Origin of the sequence: Bradyrhizobium sp. HKCCYLRH3099, assembly GCF_051167855.1 — a bacterium.
Taxonomy (GTDB): Bacteria; Pseudomonadota; Alphaproteobacteria; order Rhizobiales; family Xanthobacteraceae; genus Bradyrhizobium.
Map to the genome: position 1 here is coordinate 138,150 of NZ_JBNPTW010000017.1, position 23,884 is coordinate 162,033.

Below are 23,884 nucleotides of genomic sequence, written 5' to 3' on the forward strand. Positions count from 1 at the left end.
GGGAGACCCGGCTGATGCGTGCCGTCGTGATACATGCGCCCAAGGACCTGCGCATCGACAGCTTACCCGACCCGGCGCCGGACGCGGGGCAGGTCCGGGTCAAGATCGCGGCCGGCGGCATCTGCGGCTCGGACCTGCATTACTACCATCATGGCGGCTTCGGTACGGTCCGCATCAAGCAGCCGATGGCGCTTGGGCACGAGATCGCCGGCGTGGTCGCTGCGGTGGGGGCTGGGGTGACAGGGATCGCCGAGGGCACCCGCGTTGCCGTCAATCCGAGCCTGCCCTGCGGCCACTGCGCCTATTGCCGCGAGGGGCTGCGCAACCAGTGCCTGGACATGCGCTTCATGGGCAGTGCGATGCGCGATCCGCACGTGCAGGGCGGCTTTCGCGAATTCATCACCGTTCATGCCTCGCAGGCGGTGCCGATCGCGCCGTCGCTGTCGCTCGGAGAGGCGGCGATGGCCGAGCCGCTGTCGGTCTGCCTGCACGCCGCGCATCAGGCGGGATCGCTGCTCGGCAAGCGTGTGCTGGTCACCGGGTGCGGACCGATCGGCGCGCTGGCGATCCTGGTCGCGCGTTACGGCGGGGCGGCCGAGATCGTCGCGACCGATGTCGCCGAGGCCCCGCTCGCGGTGGCCCGCAAGCTCGGCGCGAGCCACGCCTTCAATGTCGGTGCCGAACCCGCAGCGCTCGATCCGTGGCGCGCCGGCAAGGGCACGTTCGACGTGTTGTTCGAGGCCTCCGGCAACCAGGCCGCGCTGCGCGCGGCGCTCGATGTCATGAGGCCGGGCGGCGTGATCGTGCAGCTCGGGCTCGGCGGCGAAATGACCCTGCCGCTGAACACGCTGGTCACGAAGGAGCTGCAATTGCGCGGCACGTTCCGGTTCGACCGTGAATTCGATCTGGCGGTGCGGCTGATGGGCGAGGGGCTGCTCGACGTGAAGCCGCTGATCTCCGCCACGCTGCCGTTCCAGGAGGCAATTTCGGCCTTCGAGCTCGCCAGCGATCGAAGCCGCGCGATGAAGGTTCATTTGACGTTTTGATCGTGGGATTACGCCGATGAGAGTCGCCTGCATCGGAGAGTGCATGGTGGAGTTCGCGCAGGAGGACGGCAGCCTGTTCAGGCGCGGCTTCGGCGGCGATACGCTCAACACGGCGCTCTATTTGTCCCGGCTCGGCGTGCCCACGTCCTACGTCACGGCGCTCGGCGACGACCCGCTCAGCGCGATGATGCTGGCGGCCTGGCAGGCCGAGGGCATCGATATTTCGCAAGTGCTGCGGGTCGAGGGCCGGGTGCCAGGCCTCTACATGATCGAGCGCGACGCCAAGGGCGAGCGTAGTTTCCTGTACTGGCGCGACCGGGCTCCGGCGCGCGAGCTGTTCGATCGCGCCGATCCGGCGATGCTCGACCGTCTGTCGCGCTTCGACGTGATCTATCTCTCCGGCATCAGTCTCTCGCTGTATGGCGAGACCGGCAAGGCCAAGCTGCGCGAGCTCCTGACGGTGGCGCGCAAGCGCGGCGCGCGCGTGGTGTTCGACGGCAACTACCGGCCGCGCGGCTGGGCCAGCCGGGAGGTCGCGCAGCGCGCCTTCCGCGCCATCCTGCCGCTGGTCGACATCGCGCTGCCGACGCTCGAGGACGAGCAGATGCTGTTCGACGACGCCGATGCCTCAGTTTGCCTGCGTCGCTTCAGGGATGCCGGGGTGAGCGAGGTCGTGATCAAACGCGGCCCGCGCGGCTGCCTGATCCATGCCGATGGCGTGCTAGTCGATATCGCGCCGCCCGCCGTGCTGCAGCCGGTCGACACGACGGCGGCCGGCGATTCCTTCAATGCCGGCTATCTCGCCGCGCGCATCAACGGCGCGCCGCCGCGCAAGGCGGCGTTGGCCGGCCACCGGCTCGCAGGCGCTGTGATCATGTCGCCGGGCGCGGTGATCCCGGCTGCGGCGATGCCCACGGACATTTTGGCACTCAGCGAGGCGTGATGAACAATCAGGACAAGCGCGCGAAGCTCGAGGCGGTGTTCGCACTGGCGCCGGTGATCCCGGTGATCACGATCGAGGACGCTGGCCGCGCCGTGCCGCTGGCGCGCGCGCTGGTGTCAGGCGGCCTCCGCGTCATCGAGATCACGTTGCGCACGCAGGCCGGCTTTGATGCCGCGCGTGCCATCATCGATGAGGTACCCGAGGCGAAGGTCGGCATCGGCACGGTGCTGACACCGGCGGACTACGAGCGCGCCGCCAGGCTTGGCGCGGCATTTGCGATCAGTCCGGGCATGTCGATCGAACTGCTGGACGCGGCCAACGCTGGCGAGCTGCCATTCGCGCCGGGCATTCAGACGCCGTCGGATCTGATCGCCTGCGTGACGCGCGGCTATGGACTGGTGAAGTTCTTTCCTGCCGTGCCGGCCGGTGGACTTGCCGCGCTCGATGCGCTGGCCGGTCCGTTCCCCAACGTGCGCTTCTGCCCCACCGGCGGCATCAACGCCGGCAATGCCGCGCAATGGCTCGCGCACAAGAAGGTCGTCGCGATCGGCGGCTCCTGGGTCGCTCCGGCATCCGACATCAAGGCGGGGGCCTGGGCCGCGATCGAGCAGCGGGCCCGCGAGGCGGCGACCCTGCGCTGAACGTCCGTAGCTACAACTTCAAATATCAACCGCATTGCCGCCGCTCCCAGGCGGTGCTTCGGCGCGCCAATTTGCTCCCATAAAAAGTATTACAGTCAAATAATATGACTAGTCAGCCCCGAGGTTCCGTGGAATAACGGACCCCGTCGGCCGTTGAGGCCGGTGAAACGGTGCGAAGACACCGCGGATCGCGGTGGCGCATCGAAAACAGATTTTATTGTGTGGGAGAGAACGTCTGATGACCCTGAAAGCCCTGTTTGCGGCCTCGGCAACGGCCGCCCTGCTGCTTGCTACCTCCGCCAGCGCCGCTGAGCTGACCGTCGGCTTTTCGCAGATCGGATCGGAGTCCGGCTGGCGCGCCGCCGAGACCTCGGTCTCGAAGTCGGAAGCCGCCAAGCGCAAGATCAATTTGAAGATCGCCGATGCCCAGCAGAAGCAGGAAAACCAGATTAAGGCGATCCGCTCCTTCATCGCTCAGGGCGTGGACGCCATCTTCCTCGCGCCGGTCGTGGCCTCGGGCTGGGACGCCGTGCTGAAGGAAGCCAAGGAAGCCAAGATCCCGGTCGTGCTGCTCGACCGCGATATCGATCCCGCGGGCAAGGACCTCTATCTGACCGCCGTCACCTCCGACAGCGTGCATGAAGGCGCGGTCGCCGGCGAGTGGCTCGCCAAGACCGTCGGCGGCAAGGACTGCAACGTCGTCGAGCTGCAGGGCACCGTCGGCGCCAGCGTCGCCACCAACCGCAAGAAGGGCTTCGACTCCGTCGTCGCCAAGAACGCCAACCTGAAGGTCGTGCGCAGCCAGACCGGCGAGTTCACCCGCGCCAAGGGCAAGGAAGTGATGGAGAGCTTCATCAAGGCCGAGAACGGCGGCAAGTCGATCTGCGCCGTCTACGCCCACAACGACGACATGATGGTCGGCGCGATCCAGGCGATGAAGGAAGCCGGCCTGAAGCCGGGCAAGGACATCCTGACCGTCTCGATCGACGCGGTGCCGGATATCTTCAAGGCGATCGCCGCCGGCGAGGCCAATGCGACCGTCGAGCTGACGCCAAACATGGCTGGTCCTGCCTTCGATGCGATCGTCGCCTTCAAGGAGAAGGGCACGGTGCCGCCGAAGTGGATCCAGACCGAATCGAAGCTCTATACGTCGGCCGACGAGCCGATGAAGGTCTACGACAGCAAGAAGGGCCTGGGCTACTAAGTCCCGGTCTGTGCTGTTGCCGTCGTCCTGGCCTTGTGCGCAATTGCGCACCTGGAGCCAGGACCCATAGCCACCGAAGCTGATGAGGCGCACGGTATTGGCCAAGTGCCTCAATCAACCCATCCGCGGTATGGGTCCCGGCGTTCGCCGGGACGACGAAAATAGGTGCTGGCGTCCGCATTCTAAGCGGACGTCAGCTTTCTGGCTGATCTCCAATCGTCTCGCCAAGTAGTCCATGATGTCTGATCCTTCAGCTCCGCCGGCGACGCGTCCCTCGCTCCTGGACATCCGTGGCCTGTCGAAGAGCTTCGGTACGCTGAAAGCGCTCGATGGCGTCGACTTCACACTGGGTGAAGGCGAGATCCATGCGCTGCTCGGCGAGAATGGCGCCGGCAAGTCGACCCTGATCAAGGTCGTCACCGGCGTGTTCGCGCGCGACGCCGGCACTGTGCGGCTCGCAGATCGCGAGATTGCGCCGCGCTCGGCCAAGGACGCCGTCGATGCCGGGATCGCCACCGTCTATCAGGAAGTGAATCTGCTGCCGAACCTGTCGGTGGCGCAGAATCTGTTTCTCGGCCGCCAGCCGACGCGTTTCGGCGTCGTGCGCGAGGGCGAGATGAAGCGGCGGGCGCGTGCGCTTCTGCTCGATTACGGTCTCGACATCGACGTCGGCGCGCCGCTTGCGAGCTTTTCGGTTGCGGTCCAGCACATCACGGCCATCGCGCGTGCCGTCGATCTGTCGGCGCGCGTGCTCATCCTGGACGAGCCGACCGCGAGCCTCGATCGTCACGAGGTCGAGATCCTGTTCAGCGTGATGCGCAAGCTGGCCGATCGCGGCATCGGCATCGTCTTCGTCAGCCATTTCCTCGATCAGGTCTATGAGATCTGCGATCGCGTCACCGTGCTGCGCAATGGCCGGTTGATCGGGTCGCGCGACATCGCCGACCTGCCGCGGCTCGATCTCATCCGCATGATGCTCGGCCGCGAGCTTGCCGAAACGACGCATGAGCGCGCTGCGAGCCAGCCCGACACGGCGCGCGAGGTCTGCGTCAGCTTCAAGGGCTTTGGCAAGCAGGGCTATGTCGCGCCGTTCGATCTGGAGCTGCGCCGCGGCGAGGTCGTCGGACTCGCGGGCCTGCTTGGCTCGGGCCGGACCGAGACGGCGCGGCTGGTGTTCGGCGCCGAGCGCGCCGACAGCGGCGAGGCCACGATCGACGGCAAAGTCATCAAGCTGAATTCGCCGCGCGACGGCGCAGGCTTCGGCTTCGGTTACTGCCCGGAGGAGCGCAAGACCGAGGGCATCGTCGCCGATCTCACCGTGCGCGAGAACATCGTGCTGGCGCTGCAGGCGCGGCGCGGGCTGCACCGTCCGCTGTCGCGGCGCGAGCAGGACGAGATCGCGATGCGCTACATCCGCATGCTCGACATCCGCCCGCCGGATCCGGAACGGCCGATCGGGCTGTTGTCCGGCGGCAATCAGCAGAAGGCGCTGCTCGCCCGCTGGCTGGCGACGTCGCCGAAGCTGCTGGTGCTGGACGAGCCGACGCGCGGCATCGATGTCGGCGCCCATGCCGAGATCATCCGTCTGGTCCGCGAGCTGTGCGACCAGGGCCTGGCGCTGCTCGTCATCTCCTCGGAACTCGACGAGATCGTCACCTACTCGAACCGCGTCGTGGTGTTGCGTGATCGCGAGCATGTCGAGGAGCTGAAGGGCGACGCCATCGAGGTCTCCAGCATTCTCGCGGCGATCGCCGCCGACACCGCGCCGGCGCACGAGGCCGCATCATGACGCTCCGCATTCCCCGCCGCGGCATGGCGCAGGCCTTGGCGCTGATCATCATCCTGATGATCGATCGCCTGGTGTCGCCGCAGTTCTTCAACCTGCATCTGCAGGACGGCCGTCTCTTCGGCAGCGTGATCGACGTGCTCAACCGCGGCACGCCGGTGGCGCTGCTGTCGCTCGGCATGGTGCTGGTGATCGCGACCGGCGGCATCGACCTGTCGGTCGGCGCCGTCATGGCGATCGCGGGCGCCACCGCGGCGAGCCTCGCCGATACCCATTCGCTCCCGGTTGTGCTGGCCTCGGCGCTCGCCGTCGGCTTGGCCTGCGGGCTGTGGAACGGCATCCTCGTGGCCGTGCTGCGCATCCAGCCGATCGTCGCGACACTCATCCTGATGGTCGCGGGCCGCGGCATCGCGCAGCTGATCACCGAAGGCCGTATCGTCACCTTCACCTCGCCGGACCTGGTGTGGATGGGCAATGGCGCCGTGCTCGGCCTGCCGACCCCCGTGGTGATCGCCCTGGGCATGCTGCTGGTGACGGCGGCGGTCGTGCGCGGCAGCGCGCTCGGGCTCCTGATCGAGGCGACCGGCGGCAATGCTCGCGCCAGTGAGCTCTCGGGCGTCGGCACGCGCGCGATGATCCTCTCGGTCTATGTCTGGTGCGGGCTGTGCGCGTCGCTCGCCGGCGTGATCGCCGCGGCTGACATCATGGGCGCCGACGCCAATAATGCGGGTCTGTGGCTCGAGCTCGACGCCATCCTGGCGGTCGTGATCGGCGGCACCTCGCTGTTCGGCGGCCGCTTCAGCCTGGTGCTGGCGGTGGCCGGCGCGCTGATCATCCAGGCCATGAACACCGGCATTCTGCTGTCGGGCTATCCGCCGGAGCTCAATCTGCTGGTGAAGGCCGTCGTCGTGCTGGCCGTGCTGCTGGCGCAGTCGCCGCGGCTCGGCGATCTCTCGCGCTTCACCGCGCGCTGGCGGAGGACGAAGTGATGAAGGCCTCGACCTCGGTTGCGATCACCGCCTTCGTGCTGGTCGCCGGCTTCGCGATGTGCGCGCTGCAATTCCCGAACATCGCCTCGACCCGCGTCGTCGCCAATCTGCTCACCGACAACGCCTTCCTCGGCATCGTCGCAGCCGGCATGACCTTCGTCATCATCTCCGGCGGCATCGACCTCTCGGTCGGCTCGGTGATCGGCTTCACCACGGTGTTCACCGCGCTCGCGATCGAGCGCTGGGGCATTCCGCCGTTTGCCGCGTTCGCGCTGGTGCTGGTGCTGTGCGCGCTGTTCGGCGCCGCGATGGGCACGGTCATCCACGTCTTCGAGCTGCCGCCCTTCATCGTGACGCTGGCCGGCATGTTCCTGGCGCGCGGCATCAGCTTCCTTCTGTCCACCGAGTCGATCCCGATCACCGCGCCGATCTACAGCGCCGTTTCGGATTTTGCGATCAAATTGCCGGGTGGCGGGCGGCTCACCGCGATCGCGATCGCGATGCTGGTGATCCTGGTGCTCTGCGCGCTGATGCTGCACCTGACACGGTTCGGCGCCAATGTCTATGCGCTCGGCGGCAACCGCGCGGCGGCCGCGCTGATGGGCATCCCGGTCGGGCCGATGACGATCCGCATCTATATGCTGTCCAGCGTGCTCGCGGGCCTCGCCGGCATCGTCTTCTCCTTCTATACCGCCGCCGGCTATTCGCTGTCGGCGGTCGGTGTCGAGCTCGATACCATCGCGGCCGTCGTGATCGGCGGAACTTTGTTGACCGGCGGGCAGGGCTCGGTCATCGGCACCTTCCTTGGCGTCCTGATCCAGGGCATGATCCAGACCTACATCAACTTCGACGGCACGCTGTCGAGCTGGTGGACCAAGATCGCCACGGGGGTTCTGTTGTTCGTCTTCATTGCGCTGCAGCAAGGTCTGATGGCGCTTGCGCGCCGCTCATCCGTCAAGCCCGCAGGGGCCAAGCTGGCGGGCGTCAAGCCCGCTGAGGTCAAGCCTGCAGGGGCGCCGACATGACGTCGTCGCACATCGTCTCGATTCCGACGCGGCGGGCACATTCCAATCACGCCGAAGTCGCCCGCAGCATCGGTATCGACATCATCTCGGGCCGTCTTGGCGAAGGTGCGCGGCTGCCCGGCGATGCCGAACTGACCGCGACGTTCGGCGTGTCCAGGCCGGTGCTGCGCGAGAGCGTCAAGACGCTGGTGGCCAAGGGCCTGCTCTCGACCAAGGCCCGCGTCGGCACCGTGGTGCGCGAGCGCTCCGCCTGGAACATGTTCGATCCGGACGTGCTGGCGTGGCACCTCGACGCAGGGATCGACAAACGCTTCCTCGCCGACCTCGCCGAGATCCGGCTGGCGATCGAGCCGCGCGCGGCGGCGCTCGCGGCCGAACGCCGCAGCGAGGACGACGTCGCAGCCATGCGCACGGCGATGGCAAAGATGGAGCGCGAGCCGTCGACCTCGGTCGCCTTCGCCGACGCCGACCTCGCCCTGCACATCGCGATCGCCAACGCGTCCGGCAATCCCTTCATGCGCTCGATCGGCGCGGTCATCGAGGCGGCACTGCGTGCCTCCTTCGTGTTGAGCGCACCGGTCGAGACCGCCGATCGCGACACCGTGCTGGTCTGGCACCAGCGCATCATCGATGCGATCGCCAATGGAGACCCCGAGGGTGCCTCGGAAGCCATGATCGAAGTCATCTACAACGGCCGGCGGCGTCATGCGCAATCGGCTGCACGAACGGACCAGGAATGAGCAACGACAAATCAGACAAGCAGCTGCGCAGCCAGGCGTGGTTCGGCCGCCAGGACAAGATGGGCTTCTATTATCGCTCATTCCTGAAAAACAGCGGCACGCCGCAGGACCGTTTCGAAGGCCGGCCTGTCATCGGCATCTGCAACACCTGGTCGGAGCTGACGCCCTGCAACGCGCATTTCCGCGTCATTGCCGAGCACGTCCGCCAGGGCGTGCTCGATGCCGGCGGCTATCCGCTCGAATTCCCGGTCTCCTCGCTCGGCGAGGTGACGATGCGCCCCACCGCGATGCTGTTCCGCAACCTCGCCTCGATGGACGTCGAGGAAGCGATCCGCGCGCATCCGCTCGACGGCGTGGTGCTGCTGATGGGCTGCGACAAGACCACCCCGGCGCTCCTGATGGGCGCGGCCTCGGCCGACCTGCCGGCGATCGGCGTCTCCGGCGGTCCGCAGCTGCGCGGCGTCTATCGCGGCCAGATCATCGGCTCCGGCACCAACATCATCTCGATGAGCGAGCAGTTGCGCGCCGGCGAGATCACCTTGAAGGAATTCCACGAGGCCGAGGCCGGCATGAACCGCTCGGCCGGCAGCTGCATGACCATGGGCACGGCCTCGACGATGGCCTCGATGGTCGAGGCGCTCGGCATCGGCCTTCCTGAGAACGCCGCGATCCCAGCCGCTGACGCTCGCCGCAATCTGCTGGCCCGCATGGCTGGCCGGCGCATCGTCGAGATGGTCAACGAGGACCTCAAGCCGTCGGACATTCTGACGCGCCAGGCGTTCGAGAACGCGATCCGCACGCTGGCGGCGATCGGTGGCTCGACCAACGCCGTGGTGCATCTGCTCGCGATCGCCGGCCGCGTCGGCGTCGAGCTGACGCTGGACGATTTCGACCGGCTGTGCCGCGACGTGCATTGCCTCGTCGACCTGATGCCGTCGGGACGCTTCCTGATGGAGGACTTCTACTACGCCGGCGGCCTGCCGGCGGTGCTGCGCGCGCTCGGCGAGCGTGGCCTGCTGCACAAGGACGCGCGCACCGTCAACGGCAAGACGCTGTGGGACAACGTGGCGGAAGCGCCGAACTACAATGCCGAGGTGATCACGCCGTTCGAGACGCCGTTCAAGACGGAAGCCGGCATCGCGATTCTCAATGGCAACCTGGCGCCGAACGGCGCGGTCATCAAGCCGTCGGCGGCCTCGCCCGAGCTGATGAACCACACCGGCCGCGCCGTCGTGTTCGAGAGCGTCGAGGAGATGCACGACGCGGTCGACGACGACAATCTCGACATCGACGCCTCCTGCATCATGGTGCTGAAGAATTGCGGCCCGAAGGGCTATCCGGGCATGGCCGAGGTCGGCAACATGCCGCTGCCGGCCAAGGTGCTGCGCCAGGGCGTGCGCGACATGATCCGCATCTCCGACGCGCGCATGTCCGGTACGGCCTACGGCACGGTGGTGCTGCATGTCGCGCCCGAAGCCACCGTCGGCGGACCGCTGGCGCTGGTGAAGAACGGCGACATGATCACGCTCGACGTTCCCGGCCGCCGGCTGCATCTGCATGTCAGCGACGAGGAGCTGGCCGCGCGCCGCGCCGCATGGACGCCGCCGAAGCCGCATGCCGATCGCGGCTATCAGAAGCTCTACATCGATCACGTGCTGCAGGCCGATCGCGGCGTGGATTTCGACTTCCTGGTCGGCCGCACCGGCTCGCCGGTGCCGCGCGACAATCACTAAAGAGGGGCCCATGACCGCTTCCGCCAAAAAGCTCTACAAGGGCGTCTTCCCGGTCGCGCCGACCATCTTCGACGCCGACGGCCGCCTCGACCTCGAGGGCCAGAAGCGCGCGATCGACTTCATGATCGATGCCGGCTCGCACGGCATCTGCATCCTCGCCAACTTCTCCGAGCAGTTCGTACTCACCGACGACGAGCGCGATCTCGTCATGACCACGGTGCTGGAGCATGTCGCCGGCCGCGTGCCGGTGATCGTCACGACCACGCATTTCTCGACCTTCGTCTGCGCCGAGCGCTCGCGCCGCGCGCAGGACAAGGGCGCCGCGATGGTGATGGTGATGCCGCCCTATCACGGCGCAACCTTCCGCGTGCCCGACAGCTCGATCTACGAGTTCTATCGCGGCGTGTCGGACGCGATCTCGATTCCGATCATGGTGCAGGACGCCCCTGTGGCAGGCACGCCGCTGTCGGTGCCGCTGCTCGCGCGCATGGCCAAGGAGATCGAGAACCTCGCTTATTTCAAGATCGAGGTGCCGCGCGCCGCCGACAAGCTGCGCGCGCTGATCGAGGCGGGTGGCGCGGACATCCAGGGCCCGTGGGACGGCGAGGAGGCGATCACCCTGATGGCCGATCTCGACGCCGGCGCCACTGGTGCGATGACCGGCGGCGGCTATCCGGACGGCATCAGGAAGATCATCGATCCGTATTTCGCGGGCGATCGTGACGCGGCGGCCGCGGCCTATGAGCGCTGGCTGCCGCTGATCAACTACGAGAACCGCCAGTGCGGCCTTGCGACCTGCAAGATCCTGATGAAGGAGGGCGGCGTGATCAAGCACGATACGCTGCGCGCGCCCCAGCCGCCGATCCATCCGGCGACGCAGAAGGGCCTGATCGAGATCGCGCGCCGGCTCGATCCGCTCGTGCTGCGCTGGGGACGCTGAGCCATGAGCGAGCTTCGTGTCGCCATCGTCGGCTTCGGCAAGATCGCCAAAGACCAGCACGTGCCGGCGATCGCCGCCACCGAGGGCGTGACCCTGACCGCCGTGGCGAGCCGCAACGCCTCGCTGCCGGGCCTGCCGCATTTCGGCTCGATCGAGGAACTGCTGCGCGACGGGCCGGAGATCGACGCGGTGTCGCTGTGCACGCCGCCGCAGGTCCGCCGCGCCCAGGCCCTGGTCGCGCTCGAGGCCGGCAAGCACGTCATGCTGGAAAAGCCGCCGGGCGCCGCCGTGAGCGAGCTCGATCCGCTGGTCACGCTCGCGGCGAAGAAGCAGCGCACGCTGTTCGCCACCTGGCATTCTCGCTACGCGCCGGCCGTCGAGCCTGCGCGCGCGTGGCTGGCGCAGCGCGAGATCCGCAGTGTGCGCATCGACTGGAAGGAGGACGTCCGCGTCTGGCATCCGGGTCAGGCCTGGATCTGGGAGCCGGGCGGGCTCGGCGTGTTCGATCCAGGGATCAACGCGCTGTCGATCCTGACGCGCATCCTGCCGGAGCCGGTGTTCGTCACCGAGGCCGAGTTGTCGTTCCCGTCGAACTGCCAGGCGCCGATCGCGGCCAATCTCTCGATGTCCACGGCGAGCGAACTGCCGATCGCGGCCGAGTTCGACTTCCGTCAGACCGGGCCGCAGAGCTGGGACATCCGCATCGAGACCGATGCAGGGCAGCTGAAGCTGTCGCTCGGCGGCGCGCGCATGACCGCGGATGATCAGGTGATGATCGACGAGAAGGAGCGGGAATATCCCGGCCTCTATCGCCGCTTCGTCGAACTGACCAAGACTGGCGCCAGCGACGTCGATCTGGCGCCGCTCCGACTGGTGGCCGATTCCTTCCTGCTCGGCCGCCGCAACATCGTCGAGCCGTTCGAGGACTAAGCCATGGCCGAGACCCGGATCACCAGGGATGTGTTTGGCAGCCTGCCTGATGGCCGCGAGGTCGAGCGCGTCACCTTGCGTGGCGCCGGCGGCTTCGAGGCGCGGATCATCACCTTCGGCGCCGCGCTGCAGGCGCTGCTGGTGCCGGACGCGAACGGCGCCGTCGACGATGTCGTGCTCGGCCATGACGACCTCTTGAGCTACGTCAAGCTCCGCAAGTTCTTCGGCGCCACGGTCGGACGCTACGCCAACCGCATCGCCGGCGCGCGCTTCACGCTGGATGGCGACGACGTGCGCCTGGAGGCCAATGACGGCGCGCATGCGCTGCATGGCGGGCCCGACGGTTTCGACCGCAAGCTCTGGCAGATCGTCGCCATCGAGGACGGCGAGCAGCCCTCGGTGACGCTGCTCTATGTCAGCCCGGACGGCGAGGCGAACTATCCGGGACGGCTCGACGTCCGCGTCACCTATCAGCTCACTGGGCCGATGGAATTGTCGGTGACCTTCGCGGCGCGGACGACCCGCACCACGATCGTCAACCTGACCAACCACAGCTTCTTCAATCTTGATGGCCTCGCGGCCGGCACCGGCATTCTCGATCATCGACTGACCTTGGCGGCCGACCACTATCTCGCGATCGACGAGACGGCGATTCCGCTGCCGGGACCGCCGCACGACGTTGCCGGCACGCCGTTCGATTTCCGCGACGCGCAGGCGATCGGCGCGCGCATCCGCGCCGACGATGCGCAGATCAAATGCGGCCGCGGCTACGACCACAATTTCTGCCTGCGCGCGGGCGACGGCGTGCGCTTCGCGGCCCGGCTGGAGTCGCCGCGCTCGGGGCGCGTCATGGAGCTGCACACCGATCAGCCCGGCTTGCAGGTCTATTCGGGCAACTACATCGACGCGACCGTCAGCGGCAAGGGCAGGGTGTTCCGGCAGTCCGATGCGCTCTGCCTGGAGCCGCAGGTCTGGCCGGACACGCCGAACCGTCCGGATTTTCCAAGCGCGCGGCTGGCGCCCGACGAGGTCTACAAGCACGAGACCATCTATCGCTTCTCGACCACGGGAGCGTCGACATGATGATGGAGCAGGTGCCGACCACGATCCTCTGCGCCGAGCATTGCCATCTCGGCGAGGGACCGACCTACGATCGCGCGACCGACACCGCCTGGTGGTTCGACATCCGCGAAGGCCTGCTGTTCGAGGCCAAGATCGGCGGCGGCGAGGTTCGCCGTCATGTCCTGGGCAAGATGGCGAGCGCGCTCGGCCGGATCGATGCGAAGCGGCAACTGATCGTGGCCGAGGACGGGCTCTTTATCCGAACCATCGCCGACGGCGCGCTGTCGCTGTATCTCCCGCTCGAGGCCGACAATCCGGCGACGCGGTCGAACGACTCGCGCGTGCATCCCTCGGGCACGTTCTGGATCGGCACCATGGGCCGCAAGGCCGAGCGCGGGCTGGGCGCGATCTATGCGCTGCATCGCGGCGAGATCGTCCGTCTCTTTCCGAACGTCACCATCCCGAACGCAATCTGCTTCACCGCTGATGGCGCGACCGGCTATTTCGCCGACACCGACGAGAACGTGCTCTACCGCGTCGCGCTCGATCCACAGACCGGGCTGCCACGTGGCGAGCCGGAGGTGCTGCTGCGCCATACCGGGATCGGTGGGCTCGACGGCGCGGTGGTCGATGCCGAGGGGCGGATCTGGAACGCGCGCTGGGGCGGCGGTTGTGTCGACGTCTACAGCCCGCAGGGCGAGCATCTGCGCAGCGTCGCGGTTCCCGCCAGCCAGGCCAGTTGTCCCGCCTTCGTTGGCCCCGATCTGTCGCGCCTGCTGGTCACATCGGCCTGGCAGGACATGGACACGGCGGCCAAGGCGGCCGACCCCGGCCACGGCCAGACCTTTCTTCTCGATGTCGGCGCAAGGGGACGCGCCGAGCCCGACGTCGTGCTGTCGATCTGAGAGGAGGAACAATCAGTCGAGCGTCGTTCAGCCTAACAGCTAACTGGTATCACGATACGCAATCGCGTAGTCTCGTTGAAAATCGAAAATCCAAGAGTTCGAAAAGTTCAAGAGTTCGAAAATCCAAGAGGGAGTGAAGCATGCTGAATTTCAAGACCATCATGGCTGCCGCGTTGGCCGGCCTCGGCGCCCTGGCGCTGTCCAGCGCCGCCATGGCGCAGAGCAAGGGCACCGTCGGCATCGCGATGCCGACCAAGTCCTCGGCGCGCTGGATCGACGACGGCAACAACATCGTCAAGGTGCTGAAGGATCGCGGCTACGCCACCGACCTGCAATATGCCGAGGACGACATTCCGAACCAGCTCTCGCAGATCGAAAACATGGTGACCAAGGGCGCCAAGGTGCTGGTCATCGCCGCGATCGACGGCACCACGCTGTCGGACGTGCTGAAGCAGGCCAAGGCCAAGGGCATCACCGTGATCGCCTATGACCGCCTGATCCGCGACACGCCGAACCTCGACTACTACGCGACCTTCGACAACTTCCAGGTCGGCGTGCTGCAGGCGCAGTCGATCGTCGACAAGCTCGGGCTGAAGGACGGCAAGGGTCCGTTCAACATCGAGCTGTTCGGCGGTTCGCCCGACGACAACAACGCCTACTTCTTCTACAACGGCGCGATGTCGGTGCTGCAGCCCTATCTCGACTCCGGCAAGCTGGTGATCGGGTCCGGCCAGAAGGGCATGGACAAGGTCGCGACCCTGCGCTGGGACGGCGCCACCGCCCAGGCCCGCATGGACAATTTGCTGAGCGCCTTCTACGGCAAGAAGCGCGTCGACGCGGTGCTGTCGCCCTATGACGGCCTCTCGATCGGCATCATCTCCTCGCTGAAGGGCGTGGGCTATGGCAGCGCCGATCAGCCGATGCCGGTGATCTCCGGCCAGGATGCCGAGGTGCCGTCGATCAAGGCGATGCTGCGCGGCGACCAGTACTCGACCATCTTCAAGGACACCCGCGATCTCGCCAAGGTGACCGCCGACATGGTCGACGCCTCGCTGGCCGGCAAGGAAGTCCCGGTCAACGACACCAAGACCTACAACAACGGTGTCAAGGTCGTGCCGTCCTACCTGCTCAAGCCGGTCGTGGTCGACAAGAGCAACTGGGAGAAGGTCCTGGTCGAGAGCGGCTACTACAAGAAGTCGCAGTTCGAGTGATCTCGGTCTAACAGACAAGCAGCCCTCTCCCCGGTCTTCCGGGGGGAGGGACATCTTATTGGAGCTCGCGCGGCGGGGGCGAGTGGCGCTAGAACTGAGTGGCGTCAGAACAGAGACATGACACGATGACCGCAATCCTGGAAATGCGCAACGTCAGCAAGAGCTTCGGCAACGTGCAGGCTCTGCGCGACGTCAGCTTTGCCGTCGAGCCCGGCGAAATCCACGCGCTGGTCGGCGAGAATGGCGCCGGCAAGTCGACCCTGATGAAGGTGCTGAGCGGCGTCTATCCGCACGGCCGCTACGAGGGCCAGATCATCTTCGAGGGCGAGGAACGCAAGTTCCGCGACATCAATGATTCCGAGGCGCTCGGCATCATCATCATCCACCAGGAGCTTGCGCTGATCCCGCTGATGTCGATCGCGGAGAACATCTTCCTGTCGCACGCGCCGTCGCGCTTCGGCGTCATCGACCGCGACGAGGTCTATCGCCGGACGCAGCAATTGCTCGCGCAGGTCGGCCTGAAGGAATCCCCGGACACCCTGATCACCGATCTCGGCGTCGGCAAGCAGCAGCTGGTCGAGATCGCCAAGGCGCTGTCCAAGCGAGTCAAGCTTCTCATCCTGGACGAGCCGACCGCCAGCCTCAACGAGGCCGACAGCGCCGCGCTGCTCGACCGCCTCGTCGCCTTCCGCGAGCAGGGCATCTCCTCGATCCTGATCACCCACAAGCTCAACGAGGTCTCCCGCGTCGCCGACCGCATCACCGTGCTGCGCGACGGCCGCAGCGTCGACGGCATCGACTGCCGCGCCGAGCCGGTGCTCGAGGACCGCATCATCAAGAGCATGGTCAACCGCGACATGGCGCACCGCTTCCCGGAGCGCCAGCCGAAGATCGGCGAGCCGGTGTTCACGGTCGAGAACTGGACGGTGTTCCATCCGCAGCACTCGGACCGCCGCGTCATCAAGAACGTCGACTTCCAGGTGCGCCGCGGCGAGATCGTCGGCATCGCCGGGCTGATGGGCGCCGGCCGCACCGAGTTCGCGATGAGCCTGTTCGGCCGCTCCTGGGGCGTGAACATCTCGGGCCGCGCCCGGCTCGAGGGCAAGGATGTCAACCTCACCAGCGTGCCCGCTGCGATCGATGCCGGCCTCGCTTATGTCACCGAGGACCGCAAGCAGCTCGGCCTGATCCTGGCCGACGACGTCCGCAAGAATATCACGCTCGCCAGCCTCTCCCAAGTCGCGCCGAAGGGCGTGATCGACGACATCGCCGAGCTCAAGGCGGCCTCCGGTTACCGCGGTCGCATGCGCATCCGCTGCTCGGACGTCTATCAGGAAGCGGGCCAGCTCTCCGGCGGCAACCAGCAGAAGGTGGTGCTGTCGAAATGGCTGATGACCGATCCCAAGGTGTTGATCCTAGACGAACCGACCCGCGGCATCGACGTCGGCGCCAAATATGAGATCTACTGTATCATCCAGGAGCTTGCGGACGCCGGCCGGGGTGTGGTGGTGATCTCGTCGGAGATGCCCGAGCTGCTGGGTATCTGTGACCGGATCTGCGTGATGAACGACGGCGCCTTCGTCGGCGAGTTCGCGGGCCCGGACGCGACGCAGGAAAAGATCATGCGCGCCATCATGCGCAACGAAGCCCTTAAGAACCAGGAGACGGCCGCCTAAGCGGCCGGGAGGACACCAGCCATGACCGACAAGACGGTTTCACTCCCGGAAGAGAAGCCCCACGCCGGCTTCCTGAAGAACAATCTGCGCAGCTACGGCATGCTGATGTCGCTGTTCGTCATCATGCTGTTCTTCCAGATCATGACCGACGGCACCCTGCTGCAGCCGCTCAACCTCACCAATCTGGTGCTGCAGAACAGCTACATCGTCATCATGGCGCTGGGCATGCTGCTGGTGATCGTCACCGGGCATATCGACCTCTCGGTCGGCTCGGTCGCCGGCTTCGTCGGCGCCGTCGCGGCCGTGCTGATGGTGCGCTACCACATCGATTTCCCGCTCGCCATCATCGCCTGCCTGATCGTCGGCGCGGCGATCGGTGCGGCGCAGGGCTATTGGGTGGCGTATTTCGGCATTCCGTCCTTCATCGTGACGCTCGCCGGCATGCTGGTGTTCAAGGGCCTGGCGCTGGCGCTGCTGCAGGGCCAGTCGGTCGGTCCGTTCCCCGCGACCTTTCAGAAGCTGTCGTCCGGTTTCATTCCGGAGCTGATCTCCGGCGCCGGCAATCTCAATCCGACGTCGCTCGCGATCGGCGCGGTGCTCACGCTCATCCTGGTCTATGCCAGCGTCAAGGGTCGCGCGCGCGAGGTCGAGCACGGCATCGACGTCGAGCCGTTCGGCGTGTTCGCCGCCAAGAACGTCGTGCTCGCCGGCGTACTGATGTACTTCACCTACCTGATCGCTTCGCATCGGGGCCTGCCCAACGTGCTGGTGATCATGGTCGCCTTGATCGCGCTGTACGGCTTCATGACCCGCCGCACCGTGGTCGGCCGGCAGATCTACGCGGTCGGCGGCAATGCCAAGGCCGCCAAGCTGTCCGGCATCAAGACCGAGCGGCTGGTGTTCCTGACCTTCGTCAACATGGGCGTGCTGGCGGCGCTGGCCGGCCTGATCTTCGCGGCGCGGCTCAATACCGCAACCCCGAAGGCGGGTCTCGGCTTCGAGCTCGACGTCATCGCGGCCTGCTTTATCGGCGGCGCCTCGGCCTATGGCGGCGTCGGCCGGGTCGGCGGCGCGGTCATCGGCGCCATGATCATGGGTGTGATGAACAACGGCATGTCCATCCTCGGCATCGGCATCGACTATCAGCAGGTCATCAAGGGCCTGGTGCTGCTCGGCGCCGTCTGCATCGACGTCTACAACCAGCGCCGATAACGGCCAACGCACCGCGCCGACGCTTCCGTTTCGGCGATCACGAGAGACGTAAAAAGGCCAGCGTCACCGACGCTGGCCTTTTGCACATCAGCGTGCATCCGTCGCCGGCCCGTAAGATCCCGGTCATTGCTGCGCCGGACCCGTAATCGTCCGGACCATCCGTTCAGCAATCAGCACGGATTCCATTAACACCCGCGTTGCTAACGCTTGGCGAAACGGCCGGGGCGATCACGCATGTCTCACTCTTCACCCATTTCAACGCAGCGCCGACGGCTGCTGCGCACGTTCGGAAGCATTTGTGCCGTCGCGAGGGTGGCGCGTGTTCCACCTCACTTCGGGAAAGAGAAACACGCCAGGGTAGATGAGCCGTACTAATACGGCTCTCATATTTAACAATCCAACAATCGCTTTCCGCGAAGTTTGAACGAGTTGACGCGCAAGGGCTGTGTCTGTCGGGTGAACTCAAAGATCGTTTTTTAGTCCGTGACGCGTTGGCGCCGCGGCCGGAGCTCAAAAGCTCCATGGAATTTCGAGCATGACGGACGCGAACTCGACAGCCCTTGGCTTGACCAACCACGTAGCCGACGGCGCCTACGTGCTGCCGCAGATGCTGGATCTCACGCAAGCCTCCCAGCTGCGCGACGAGATGGTCCGGCTCGCGAGCGCTGGCGATATCGTGCTCGACGCGAGCGGCGTCGAGCGGATGTCCACGCCCTGCGTGCAGATCCTGCTCGCCGCCGCACGCGGTGCGGGCGCGGCCCACAAATCTTTCAAGATCACGCAGGCATCCGAGCTGTTCCGAACGGCGGTGACCGAGCTGGGACTTGGCGACGAATTAGATCATTGGATGGAGTGACATGACCAAGCGAATTCTCGCAGTCGACGACTCGAAGACCATGCGCGACATGGTCTCCTTCACGTTGAAGAAGGCTGGCTTCGACGTGGCGGAAGCCGAGGACGGCAAGGCGGCGCTCAACGTTCTGGGCGGCGGCAAGTTCGATCTGATCATCACCGACCTGAACATGCCGAACATGGACGGCATCACGCTGATCAAGAATGTGAGGGCCGGCAGCCAGCATCGTGCGGTGCCGATCCTGATCCTGACGACCGAGAGCGATGGCGCCAAGAAGGCCGACGGCAAGGCGGCGGGCGCGACGGGATGGCTGGTGAAGCCGTTCAATCCCGAGCAACTGATCGCGACGGTCAACCGCGTATGTCCGTAACGTCAGACCAAGAAGCGTATCCCGTCGCGCAGTTCCGCAAGACCTATTTCGAGGAATGTGCGGAGCTGCTGGACGCGCTGCAGTCCAATCTTGAGCTGCTGTCCTCCGGGCAGGAGGACGACGAGACGCTGCATGCGATCTTCCGCTCGGTGCACTCGATCAAGGGCGGCGCGGGCGCGTTCGGCTGTACCGACCTGGTCGCGTTCTCGCACACGTTTGAGAGCCTGCTCGACGCCCTGCGCGACCACAAGATCGCCGCGTCCCAGGAGATCCGGCAGCTGTTGCTGCGCGCCAGCGATGCGCTGGCGGACATCGTGACGGCAGCGCGGCTGGAGCAGCAGCTGCCGCCGAACTTCGCCAGCGACATCAGCGTGGCCATGCAGGACGCGCTCCAGGGCGCCGGGCAGGCCTCTGGTGCAGCTCCGGCCCATGTCGCCGTCGAGACGAAGTCGCTCGGCGAACAGAGATATCGCATCAAGTTCCGGCCGCACACGGAGATGCTGAAGAAGGCCAACGAGCCGCTGCTGCTGATCCGTCAGCTGCGCAAGCTCGGCACGCTGACGACCGTGGTTGACAGCTCCAGCCTTCCGGCGCTGGGTCAGCTCGATCCCGAGGCGGCCTACTTCAATTGGACGTTCACGTTGGAGACGGCCGTCCCGCGCGGCGCCATCCAGGATGTCTTCGAATTCGTCGAGGATGATTGCGATCTGGAGATCGAGCAGCTCGAATCGGCCGCAAGCGCGGTCGAGACGGTGGCCGGTGAGCCCGGCGGAGCACCGGCTCCCGCCGTTTCGGCCGTCAGCGTCGCGCAATCGATCCGCGTCGACGTCGACAAGGTCGACCGCCTGGTCAATCTCGTCGGCGAGCTCGTGATCAGCCAGGCGATGCTGACGGAGCAGGGCCTTTCGCTGCCTGCCGACAAGTATCCGCAGCTCATCCAGGGTATCGAAGCGCTCGCCCAGAGCGCGCGCGAGTTGCAGGAAAGCGTGATGGCGATCCGTGCGCAGCCGGTGAAGTCGGTGTTCGCGCGCATGCCGCGGATCGTGCGCGAGCTCGCCGCCACGCTCGGCAAGGAGGTGCGCATCATCACCTCCGGCGAGATGACCGAGATCGACAAGACGGTCATCGAGCAGCTCAACGATCCGCTGACCCACATGATCCGCAACGCGCTCGATCACGGCATCGAGCCGCCGGCCGAGCGGCTCGCCGCGGGCAAGTCTCGGCAGGGAACGATCCATTTGTCCGCCGCGCAGCGCAGCGGCCGCATCGTTATCGAGGTGTCGGATGACGGCCGCGGCATCAACCGCGAGAAGATCCTGGCCAAGGCCAGGGCGCGCGATCTCGTGCCGGCCGGCGCCAATCTGAGCGACGACGAGATCGACAATCTGATCTTCCTGCCGGCATTCTCGACCGCCGACGTGATCTCGAACATCTCTGGCCGCGGCGTCGGCATGGACGTGGTCAAGCGCAACGTGCAGGCGCTCGGCGGCCGCATCTCGGTGCGCTCGCGCTTCGGGCAGGGCTCCTCATTCATCTTGTCGCTCCCGCTCACGCTCGCGGTGGTCGACGGCATGGTGGTTTCGGTCGGGCGCGAGACGTTCATCATTCCGCTGGTGGCGATCGTCGAGAACCTGCGGCCGCTGGCCGCCGACATCCATCCCGTGGTCGGCCGCGGGCACGTCCTCGCCTTGCGAGGGGAATATCTGCCGCTGGTCTATCTGCATCGCGTGTTCTCGATCGGCGATGCCATCGGCGATCCCTGCCGCGGCATCGTGATCATCGTGCAGAGCGAAAGCGCCGGCCGCGTCGGCATCGTCGTCGACGAGCTGCTCGGACAGCAGCAGGTCGTCGTCAAGAGCCTGGAGGCCAACTACGAGCCGGTCGAGGGCATCAGCGGCGCCACCATTCTCGGCAACGGCCGCGTTGCGCTGATCCTCGACGTCGCCCGGCTGCACGAGATCGACGTCCGCGGCACGCCGGGACGGCTGCCCGCGCCGGAGCCATTGATAGCTGAACTCGCAAAGGACCTCACCCATGCAGCCTGACAACAAGCCGGCCGTCGGTTTCGGCCTGGACGCGGCCGTCGGCGAGAACGTGCAGCAATTCATCACCTTCACGCTTGGCGCGGAGGAGTACGGCATCGACATCATGGTGGTCCGCGAGATCAAGGGCTGGACCGAAACGACTATGATCCCCAACGCGCCGCCACATGTGCGCGGCGTGATCAATCTGCGCGGCATCATCGTGCCGATCTTTGATCTGCGCGCGCGGTTCGGCACCGGCGTGACCGTGCCGACCAGCATGCACGTGGTCATCATCGTTGCGGCGGGAACGCGCACCGTCGGCCTCCTGGTCGATACCGTCTCCGACATCATCTCGGTCGATCCCAAGGAGATCCGCGACGTGCCCGAGATGGGCATGCCGGTCGAGGATCAGTTCCTGGAGGGGTTGGTCGCGATTCAGGAGCGGATGGTGACGTTGGTGTCGCTGTCCGGCCTGTTCGGAATGTCGGCAGAGTCAGTCAAGCGTAAGGCCGCTCCGGCCGATGCGGCGGCCGCCGCCTGAACCCATCACAGGACATTTTTGCGAGATCGTCATGAGCGACACTTACGAGGACAACATCATGCAGGACTTCACAGCCGACGGCGCTCCGGGCGAAGACAGCGCAAAGCCGAAGGCGCGCTCGCGCTCGCGCAGCAGCCGGCCGCAGCCCGCCGCCAAGCCGTCCGCTCCCAGGCAACCCGCTGCCCCGCGTGACGACCTGATGACCATGGTCGCCGAACGCGTCACCAGCGCCGTGATGCTGGTCGACAACGACCTCAAGATCACCTACCTCAACCACGCCTCGAAGCAGCTGTTCAACCAGCATCTCGCGGAGTTCCGCAAGGTCTGGCCAAGCTTCGATCCGAACGGGATGCTCGGAACCTGCATCGACATCTTCCATCGCAACCCGGCGCACCAGCGGACGATGCTGGCCAACCCAGCCAATCTGCCATTCAAGACCGACATCTCGGTCGGCCCGCTCAAGATCTCGCTGAGCGTCAATGCGATGCGGGGCGCCCAGGGCAGCCACGGCTTCATGCTCGAATGGGCCGATGTGACCGACATCCGCAGCCAGGCCTCGCAGCTTGCCGCGATCGATCGCTCGCAGGCGATGATCATGTTCGCGCTGGACGGAACGATCCTGGACGCCAACGACAACTTCCTCACGTCGATGGGGTACTCGCTGGCCGAGATCAAGGGCCATCATCACTCGATGTTCGTCGAGCCGGCCCACCGTCAGAGCGCGGAATACCGCCTGTTCTGGGACAAGCTTGGCCGCGGTGAATATGAGGCCGGCCAGTTCAAGCGGCTCGGCAAGGGCGGACGCGAGATCTGGATCCAGGCGAGCTACAACCCGATTCTCGATCAATCCGGCAAGCCGTTCAAGGTGGTCAAATACGCCGCCGACATCACCGATCAGGTGAGGGCGTCGGAATCGCTGCAGGCCGCGGTGCGGCAGACGCAGGCCGTCGTCGATGCGGCCAAGAACAACGATCTGCGTGAGCGCATCCCGATGGAGGGCAAGAGCGGCGAGATCGCCCAGCTCTGCGAAGGCGTGAACGGGCTGCTCGACGCGATGTCCGCCGTGCTCGCCGAAGTGTCCGAGAGCTCCCACACGCTGTCGAGTGCTGCACGCGAGATCGCCAACGGCAACACCGATCTGTCACAGCGGACCGAAGAGCAGGCAGCCAGCCTCGAAGAGACCGCGGCCAGCATGGAGCAGCTCACCTCGACCGTTCGGCAGAACGCCGAGAATGCCCAGCAGGCGAACAAGCTGGCGTCCTCGGCGTCGGACGTCGCGATCAAGGGGGGCACCGTGGTCGCCGAGGTCGTACAGACCATGGAAGGCATCACGCATGCGAGCCGCAAGATCGCCGACATCATCGGCGTCATCGACGAGATCGCATTCCAGACCAACATCCTTGCGCTCAATGCGGCGGTCGAGGCCGCGCGTGCCGGCGACCAGGGACGCGGCTTCGCCGTGGTCGCAGCCGAGGTGCGCAACCTCGCCCAGCGCAGCGCCAATGCGGCCAAGGAGATCAAGGGACTGATCTCCGACTCGGTGTCCAAGGTGGAGTCCGGTTCGCGCCTGGTCGACACCGCCGGCAAGACGATGGAGGACATCGTGCAGTCGGTGAAGCGCGTCACCGACATCATGGCCGAGATCTCGGCGGCGTCGCAGGAGCAGCGCGGTGGCATCGAGCAGGTCAACAACGCCGTGACCCAGATGGACAAGGTCACGCAGCAGAACGCCGCGCTGGTCGAGGAAGCCGCCGCCGCCGCCAAGTCGATGGAAGAGCAGACCGAGACGATGGCCGAGATGGTCAATCGCTTCGTGATGCTGCCCGAATTCGATCGCGGCCGGCCCTACGCGGCCAAGACCGGCAATCCGGTGGTCGACCGCTCGCTCGGCGCCGGGAAGGACAAGCTCGCAACGATGCGCAGCGCGACCGCCAAGCCGGCGCCCGTGCGAGCGCCGTCTCCTCCGCCTCGCAGTTCTGACGGCGAGACCGCGCGCCGGCGTGTGGTCGGGGCGGGCGATGTGGACTGGAAGGAATTCTGAGCCGTAGAGACG

The 23,884-nt window shown here is 66.1% G+C and carries 21 protein-coding genes; all 21 read left to right on the forward strand.

Annotation, left to right across the window (positions count from 1 at the left end; translation table 11 throughout):
• Positions 1-14 precede the first annotated feature (14 nt).
• The 21 genes from ACQR1Y_RS26945 (at position 15) to ACQR1Y_RS27045 (ending at position 23,872) form a co-directional block, all read left to right on the forward strand.
• Entirely contained in the window at positions 15-1,046 is a 1,032-nt protein-coding gene (locus ACQR1Y_RS26945; protein WP_434877048.1) for an L-idonate 5-dehydrogenase, read from the forward strand.
• A gap of 16 nt (positions 1,047-1,062) precedes the next feature.
• Positions 1,063-1,989, forward strand: coding sequence for a sugar kinase (locus ACQR1Y_RS26950; RefSeq protein ID WP_434877047.1), 927 nt, complete (start codon positions 1,063-1,065; stop codon positions 1,987-1,989).
• Entirely contained in the window at positions 1,986-2,630 is a 645-nt protein-coding gene (gene eda / locus ACQR1Y_RS26955) for a bifunctional 4-hydroxy-2-oxoglutarate aldolase/2-dehydro-3-deoxy-phosphogluconate aldolase (RefSeq protein WP_434877046.1), read from the forward strand. Before ACQR1Y_RS26950 ends, eda begins: the two co-directional genes overlap by 4 nt.
• 238 nt (positions 2,631-2,868) lie before the next feature.
• Entirely contained in the window at positions 2,869-3,834 is a 966-nt protein-coding gene (gene ytfQ / locus ACQR1Y_RS26960) for a galactofuranose ABC transporter, galactofuranose-binding protein YtfQ (RefSeq protein ID WP_315721483.1), read from the forward strand.
• 238 nt (positions 3,835-4,072) lie between these two features.
• Positions 4,073-5,623 (forward strand): sugar ABC transporter ATP-binding protein, encoded by a 1,551-nt coding sequence (locus tag ACQR1Y_RS26965; protein ID WP_434877045.1) that lies wholly within the window; start codon positions 4,073-4,075, stop codon positions 5,621-5,623.
• The gene (locus ACQR1Y_RS26970; protein WP_434857213.1) at positions 5,620-6,609 is read left to right on the forward strand and encodes an ABC transporter permease; all 990 of its coding nucleotides are present in this window, start codon (positions 5,620-5,622) and stop codon (positions 6,607-6,609) included. The genes ACQR1Y_RS26965 and ACQR1Y_RS26970 overlap by 4 nt, the downstream gene beginning before the upstream one ends.
• Positions 6,609-7,634, forward strand: coding sequence for a galactofuranose ABC transporter, permease protein YjfF (gene yjfF / locus ACQR1Y_RS26975; RefSeq protein WP_434877044.1), 1,026 nt, complete (start codon positions 6,609-6,611; stop codon positions 7,632-7,634). The genes ACQR1Y_RS26970 and yjfF overlap by 1 nt, the downstream gene beginning before the upstream one ends.
• Entirely contained in the window at positions 7,631-8,374 is a 744-nt protein-coding gene (locus ACQR1Y_RS26980) for a FadR/GntR family transcriptional regulator (RefSeq protein ID WP_434857211.1), read from the forward strand. The genes yjfF and ACQR1Y_RS26980 overlap by 4 nt, the downstream gene beginning before the upstream one ends.
• Positions 8,371-10,107, forward strand: a complete 1,737-nt coding sequence (locus tag ACQR1Y_RS26985; protein ID WP_434857210.1) for an IlvD/Edd family dehydratase — start codon at positions 8,371-8,373, stop codon at positions 10,105-10,107. Before ACQR1Y_RS26980 ends, ACQR1Y_RS26985 begins: the two co-directional genes overlap by 4 nt.
• 10 nt (positions 10,108-10,117) lie before the next feature.
• Complete coding sequence (locus tag ACQR1Y_RS26990; protein WP_434877043.1) at positions 10,118-11,047, forward strand: dihydrodipicolinate synthase family protein; 930 nt, start codon at positions 10,118-10,120, stop codon at positions 11,045-11,047.
• A gap of 3 nt (positions 11,048-11,050) precedes the next feature.
• Entirely contained in the window at positions 11,051-11,977 is a 927-nt protein-coding gene (locus tag ACQR1Y_RS26995) for a Gfo/Idh/MocA family protein (protein ID WP_434877042.1), read from the forward strand.
• A gap of 3 nt (positions 11,978-11,980) precedes the next feature.
• Positions 11,981-13,060, forward strand: a complete 1,080-nt coding sequence (locus ACQR1Y_RS27000) for an aldose epimerase family protein (protein WP_434877041.1) — start codon at positions 11,981-11,983, stop codon at positions 13,058-13,060.
• A gap of 2 nt (positions 13,061-13,062) precedes the next feature.
• Positions 13,063-13,944: an SMP-30/gluconolactonase/LRE family protein gene (locus ACQR1Y_RS27005; protein WP_434877165.1), complete on the forward strand. Its 882-nt coding sequence runs from the start codon at positions 13,063-13,065 to the stop codon at positions 13,942-13,944.
• A 140-nt stretch (positions 13,945-14,084) separates the two neighbouring features.
• Entirely contained in the window at positions 14,085-15,155 is a 1,071-nt protein-coding gene (gene chvE / locus ACQR1Y_RS27010; protein ID WP_315721474.1) for a multiple monosaccharide ABC transporter substrate-binding protein, read from the forward strand.
• 125 nt (positions 15,156-15,280) lie between these two features.
• Positions 15,281-16,831 (forward strand): multiple monosaccharide ABC transporter ATP-binding protein, encoded by a 1,551-nt coding sequence (mmsA, locus tag ACQR1Y_RS27015; RefSeq protein WP_434857206.1) that lies wholly within the window; start codon positions 15,281-15,283, stop codon positions 16,829-16,831.
• A gap of 21 nt (positions 16,832-16,852) precedes the next feature.
• Positions 16,853-18,043, forward strand: coding sequence for a multiple monosaccharide ABC transporter permease (gene mmsB / locus ACQR1Y_RS27020; protein WP_434857205.1), 1,191 nt, complete (start codon positions 16,853-16,855; stop codon positions 18,041-18,043).
• 535 nt (positions 18,044-18,578) lie between these two features.
• A complete protein-coding gene (locus tag ACQR1Y_RS27025) occupies positions 18,579-18,899 on the forward strand; it encodes an STAS domain-containing protein (RefSeq protein ID WP_434877040.1) in 321 nt (106 codons plus the stop codon).
• 1 nt (position 18,900) lies between these two features.
• Positions 18,901-19,266 (forward strand): response regulator, encoded by a 366-nt coding sequence (locus ACQR1Y_RS27030; protein WP_434857203.1) that lies wholly within the window; start codon positions 18,901-18,903, stop codon positions 19,264-19,266.
• Positions 19,257-21,311: a chemotaxis protein CheA gene (locus tag ACQR1Y_RS27035; protein ID WP_434877039.1), complete on the forward strand. Its 2,055-nt coding sequence runs from the start codon at positions 19,257-19,259 to the stop codon at positions 21,309-21,311. The genes ACQR1Y_RS27030 and ACQR1Y_RS27035 overlap by 10 nt, the downstream gene beginning before the upstream one ends.
• Complete coding sequence (locus tag ACQR1Y_RS27040; RefSeq protein WP_434857201.1) at positions 21,301-21,831, forward strand: chemotaxis protein CheW; 531 nt, start codon at positions 21,301-21,303, stop codon at positions 21,829-21,831. The genes ACQR1Y_RS27035 and ACQR1Y_RS27040 overlap by 11 nt, the downstream gene beginning before the upstream one ends.
• A 31-nt stretch (positions 21,832-21,862) precedes the next feature.
• Positions 21,863-23,872, forward strand: a complete 2,010-nt coding sequence (locus tag ACQR1Y_RS27045; RefSeq protein ID WP_434877038.1) for a methyl-accepting chemotaxis protein — start codon at positions 21,863-21,865, stop codon at positions 23,870-23,872.
• Positions 23,873-23,884 lie beyond the last annotated feature (12 nt).